8 protein-coding genes and 1 pseudogene are annotated in these 4,772 nt (G+C 34.0%); 5 read left to right on the top strand and 4 right to left on the bottom strand.

Going from position 1 to position 4,772, the window contains the following annotated elements:
• Together A9G11_RS13900 and A9G11_RS14865 are read left to right on the top strand one after the other, a co-directional pair.
• Window positions 1–418 (top strand): IS30 family transposase (locus A9G11_RS13900; RefSeq protein WP_141674438.1); only part of this gene is annotated, 418 nt, incomplete at its 5' end.
• A gap of 152 nt (window positions 419–570) precedes the next feature.
• Window positions 571–774, top strand: coding sequence for a SymE family type I addiction module toxin (locus A9G11_RS14865; protein ID WP_081298595.1), 204 nt, complete (start codon window positions 571–573; stop codon window positions 772–774).
• A gap of 43 nt (window positions 775–817) precedes the next feature.
• Here A9G11_RS14865 and A9G11_RS13895 read toward each other — a convergent pair whose 3' ends face one another.
• From A9G11_RS13895 to A9G11_RS13885, 3 genes are all read right to left on the bottom strand, one after another.
• Entirely contained in the window at window positions 818–1,234 is a 417-nt protein-coding gene (locus tag A9G11_RS13895) for a hypothetical protein (RefSeq protein ID WP_065620168.1), read from the bottom strand.
• 166 nt (window positions 1,235–1,400) lie between these two features.
• A complete protein-coding gene (locus A9G11_RS13890) occupies window positions 1,401–1,772 on the bottom strand; it encodes a hypothetical protein (RefSeq protein ID WP_065620167.1) in 372 nt (123 codons plus the stop codon).
• Window positions 1,773–1,777: 5 nt separating this feature from the next.
• Window positions 1,778–2,497 carry a VENN motif pre-toxin domain-containing protein gene (locus A9G11_RS13885; protein WP_065620166.1) on the bottom strand — a complete coding sequence of 240 codons (720 nt, stop codon included), beginning with the start codon at window positions 2,495–2,497 and terminating at the stop codon, window positions 1,778–1,780.
• Between the two features lie 432 nt (window positions 2,498–2,929).
• Here A9G11_RS13885 and A9G11_RS14860 point away from each other — a divergent pair, with 432 nt between their 5' ends.
• A complete protein-coding gene (locus A9G11_RS14860) occupies window positions 2,930–3,184 on the top strand; it encodes a SymE family type I addiction module toxin (RefSeq protein ID WP_081298593.1) in 255 nt (84 codons plus the stop codon).
• Here A9G11_RS14860 and A9G11_RS13875 read toward each other — a convergent pair.
• A complete protein-coding gene (locus A9G11_RS13875; protein ID WP_065620164.1) occupies window positions 3,174–3,647 on the bottom strand; it encodes a hypothetical protein in 474 nt (157 codons plus the stop codon). The genes A9G11_RS14860 and A9G11_RS13875 overlap by 11 nt on opposite strands.
• Window positions 3,648–4,180: 533 nt before the next feature.
• Between A9G11_RS13875 and A9G11_RS13865 the strand changes: the two are divergent.
• Both A9G11_RS13865 and A9G11_RS13860 read left to right on the top strand, forming a co-directional pair.
• A pseudogene (locus A9G11_RS13865) lies at window positions 4,181–4,483 on the top strand (helix-turn-helix domain-containing protein); the annotation flags it as partial.
• Between the two features lie 86 nt (window positions 4,484–4,569).
• Window positions 4,570–4,772 (top strand): SymE family type I addiction module toxin (locus A9G11_RS13860; protein ID WP_141674435.1); only part of this gene is annotated, 203 nt, incomplete at its 3' end.

Raw genomic sequence — 4,772 nt, 5'->3', positions numbered from 1 at the left:
GATTATAGGTGGTAATCGAAAGCAGGCATTAGTCACAATAGTTGAACGTAAAACAGGATTAGCCTTAATAAAAAAAGTTGAGCGAAAAACAGCAGAAGAGGTAAAGAAGGCAATAATTAGTTTATTAACAAATATAAAACATAGAGTTAAGACGATAACCTCTGATAATGGTCTGGAATTTGCGGAGCATAAAGCGATAGCAAGAGCCTTAGATTGCCAATACTATTTTGCTCATCCGTATAGCTCATGGGAAAGAGGAAGTAATGAGAATTTAAATGGATTAATCAGACAATACTTTCCAAAGAGAATGGTATTTGATAGCATCAGTGATGAAGAGATTAAAGCGGTTGAAAATCGACTTAATCATCGTCCAAGAAAAAGGCTCAAGTATAAAACACCTTATCAAGCCTTTTACTAACTCGATTCGCACTTAGATGTTGAATTTAGGTCGGCTAAAGTCAAATTTGAAAGCCATGAGTTTTAAAAACTGTTTCAGGAGATTGAGACATTACCGGAAGAAAAAAAACCATGATGAAGATATTTTGGATGCCTTTTTAAGGCAAGAAGCAGATTAAACTGTTAGCTAAAACTCATTCTAAGCTAAAATCAACCACAGACAAAGCACCAGCACCACAAGGCACAAAACCCAACCCCAAACCACAACTGACCATTAAGGGCAGGTGGCTGGAACAGATAGGGTTTTATGTAGGCAGCCCTGTTATCATTAGGATTGAACAAGGCAAATTGATTATTGAACTTGCGATACAATTCTAAAAAATAATAAAAGCTCCCCCGCTAGTTAGGCGGGGGTTATTCATTAGTAGATGGTTTCACATTGTATGCTAGATAGTTTTATATTTCTTAAAAAACCACTCATTCTATCTAGATACCAATTAAAATCTGGAATATCTTTCCCAGATAAATACTGACGATTTATTGACAATGACATAGATAAATAGCTAGGGTAAATTAATAAATTACCTCCTGATTCATTATCATAAACCATCACTATACCGATTTTATTCATAATATTATGAGAGTTTATAAACTCATCTAAATTAAACAGATTCATGTCCATATTCAGCCAGTCATAATCATCAATATCTTTTGACGATAGATAAGTAACTATGTTTTGATAATAAATATTCCAGCCATTATTTATTAGGCACTTTAATATCTCTTTAGGAGAATATTCTTGTGCAAAATTTATATCTATGCTGACTTGCATTCCCATATTAATATTCCTTAAACGGTATGTTCTTCGATGTTAACCAATCTTTAACATGCTGAGGGATAGGTGTGTTAGAATGCACTTCAAAAGAAGCACCGTTTTGCTTGGCAATACTCGCATGAGATCCCACATCGGATTTGAATTTCTCAAATCCTTTACTACCCAATATTTATAGTATCTTTAAATCAGGCTCCCATTGCGTGATTATTTCAATAATTTCATTCTGAGTGGCTAATACATAATGTTTTAACTGTGGGTCATCTAAATAGATATTTGAACTTTGTTCATGAAACCAAGATAAATAATTTGATTTACAACTACAATACAAACCTATGGTTAAATTTTGTTCATTTAATGTTTTTAAAAAACATCCTTCATCAATTATTCTAAAAGAAAATATATATGTAAAAAATAATTGTAGTTTTATATTTTCATTATCTAAAAAAATTTTTAGTTCATAATCATTATATTCAATTTTATCCACAAATAACTCTCTTCCAAATACATAATTAATATTTTTCTTATGGTATATTTCTTCCATATTTTTTACTCCCATTTATCATAGCGGAATTTAGTTGCAGAAGTAACTTTACCTGACTCTGATTTTTTTTGAATTTCTAATGTTGGGCGTCCGTCTGTGCTTTTCGTTCTAACAATAATAGTTCTTCCGTCAGGCAAAGTTCCCATTCGTCCTCCATCAATATTTTTAATGTTTGTAGGCTTTAAACTATCAAAATCAAAATTAGCTTGAGAACTTCCACCAAATCTTTCATATGGTATTGATCTGCCACTTGTTTTTCTACCCTCAGTTGATGTTTCTATCATTTTATCTATAGTTAATGGTTCTAATGGCTGTCCACTTAAATATAAAATCCAATTTAATCTAATTTGTGTAAGAGTTGCTTCTAATGTAGGAGTAATATTATTTTCCTTGTTACTATCACTTATACCATAAACCAAACCAGCAAAAGGAATGTTATATCCTAGAGACCTTAATTTCTCTTTAGCTTCTTCAGATAATTTATCACGACTAATTAATCCTGCTTCTTTTAAGGCGTTTTCAATTTCTTCATCTGTACAATTAGAACCACATTTTTCATATAGTTCTTTATAAACTTCGTTAGTGAGACTTACTTTTTCAATAGTACCACTTCCGACAGGAACAGGTAATGCATTTCCACCGTCACCCCAACCTAAACCATTATTCTCAACCGCATTTTTACTACTATTCACTCCTGTTGTTATATCACTTTCATCTCCTCCCATACTTGCTATGGTGAGTCCTTACCCGCATCCTTGTTAAGGTCTTTCTCCAGTTGTTTTACTTGTGCTGCTAAATCTTTCAGCCCCGTTACGATATCTTGTTTTCGTTGCTCTTTCTCTTTGTCAAAAATTGGTTTGAGTTTTTGATGCGCATTATCGGTATCATGACTTAGTTCATTGATATCTTGTTTTTGCCCCTCTTTATCACGAACGATTAATTCGCCTTCCGATATCGCCGAGTGGGTGATTTGTGTGCTTTAATGATGTAAAAATAATTCAGGAGTCTATACCGTTTAATCTTATCAAAACGATTAAAGTAAAATTTGAAAACCGGGAATTTTTAAAGTTATTTCAGAATATTAATACATTACCGGAAGAAGAAAACCATGATGAAGATATTTTTGGATGCCTTTTTAAGGCAAGAAGCAGATTAAACTGCTAGCTAAAACTCATTCTACGCTAAAATCAACCACAGACAAAGCACTGGCACTACAACCCAATGAGCGATTTTATACCGTCGGTTATGTGCCACAAGGCACAAAGCCCAACCCCAGACCTCAACTGACCATTAAGGGTAGATGGTTGGAGCAATTCGGCTTTTATGTAGGCTGCCCTGTTATCATTAAGATTGAACAGGGCAAGTTGGTGGTTGAGCTTAATTTATTAAAAAAGGAATTTGTTAACATATAATTTCATAAAGTGTGTCAGGCGCACCTTGGTTTAGTTCAAAATCTGAAAGTAATGTTTTTGATAGTTCATCAAATTTTATGACTTTATAAGAATAAATATAGCCTGAGTCAGTCAAGGATATCACAAGTTTTGAACATTTTGTTTGAATAATCATGTCTTTTAATATACTGATTAAAATTTGTAAACGATCTATTCCCAATGGAGGAAATTTACTTTGCATCTCTGGATCATAATTCAAATAATCAATTAAATAATCAGCTTCTTCACAATCAGGACAATCACTCATTGAAAAAATAAAATTATTGTCATTCTTATTTGGTAGATATCTATCTGTAAATTGAAACAATTGTTCTGGTAAAATTTCCTTTAAACCAATACCATATTTAATCGCTATCTTTTTTAATATTGATTTACTATTGTTATAATTAATCCCTGAAAGATAACCTAAAATATAATTATTCATTTATTTCTCCTTAATCCAATCACCGATAGGTTTTCCATTGTAGTCTAGTTTTCTATAGTATCTACCTGTTACAAATCCTTTATCATTATATGTGATTCTATGTTCATGAGGAACTACTCTTCCGTCAGAACCTAGCCCCATTTGTCCGTGTGGATGAATTTGTCCATAGTCTTCACGAGAAAAAGTTCGACCATTTGCATCATAATAAGTAACACTTCTAGAACCATCTGCTCTCGATACTTCATAAATTGAGTTTGGCGTTGAGGTTTGTGGAGCTTTCCCTGATGGTACAATGGTGTGTTCAGTAACAACTTTATTTGTAGCAGGGTTAATAATTGGGCTGGATGATGTACTATTCGTCCCCTTTCCGGCATTAGAATCATTACCATAACTTATTTCCTTTGGTGCTTCAACATTAATCGTATCAGTAGGTTTTTGATTATACTCTCCTTCTTCATATTTCCAATTTGATCCTGGTTTAGTTTTACCTGCATCCTGACCTTTTGCTATTGTAACTACCTTAGTTCCCTTTCCGGCAAGAAGTAGCTGCTAAACTGGGATTACAGCTTTCACAGTACAACAAGTATGAGTCAGGTATGCATATTCCCCCTGCGGATAAACTGATATTGCTTGCTGAACTCTTTACTACATCCATTGATTATTTATTAATAGGAACGTATGACGAACATTCAACAATGAGTAATACGCGGTTATTTGAAAGATTTAAGGCATTAACCAACTGTCCTCAAGAAGAGCAAGAGACTGTCATTAAATTAATTGATGCGGTTATTGTTAAAAATCGAGTTGAATCGGCATTGCTGCCTGTTGATAAATAGCGATTAATTGTTTAAACGCAGACTGGCTGTGTGCGACCACAACCAATCTGCTAATCACAACAACTAGCAACTAAGGAGTAGTTATCATGACTAACGTCCATTCTACGGCAAAAACAGCCAAAACCAAAACCACCAGTAAAACCCTGCGAGAGACGTCGAAACGTCATTACACTGTTGGTTACATCAGCGTCCGCCACGAACCTAAAACTACACAGGCTTGCACTCATTACAGCAAACACCCTGCACTGCATCTTAAAGGCAACTGGTTAGAAGCGGTAGGATTTACCAC

Origin of the sequence: Gilliamella sp. wkB108 (assembly GCF_001690195.1) — a bacterium.
Lineage (GTDB): Bacteria > Pseudomonadota > Gammaproteobacteria > Enterobacterales > Orbaceae > Gilliamella > Gilliamella apicola_L.
The sequence above is the reverse complement of the archived record's forward strand: the minus strand, read 5'-3'. Positions and strand labels throughout refer to the sequence as shown.

Coding starts and splice junctions, on each gene's coding strand:
- A9G11_RS13885 (WP_065620166.1), bottom strand. CDS start 2,497: ATGGGAGGAGATGAAAGTGATATAACAACAGGAGTGAATAGTAGTAAA.
- A9G11_RS13895 (WP_065620168.1), bottom strand. CDS start 1,234: ATGGGAATGCAAGTCAGCATAGATATAAATTTTGCACAAGAATATTCT.
- A9G11_RS13875 (WP_065620164.1), bottom strand. CDS start 3,647: ATGAATAATTATATTTTAGGTTATCTTTCAGGGATTAATTATAACAAT.
- A9G11_RS13890 (WP_065620167.1), bottom strand. CDS start 1,772: ATGGAAGAAATATACCATAAGAAAAATATTAATTATGTATTTGGAAGA.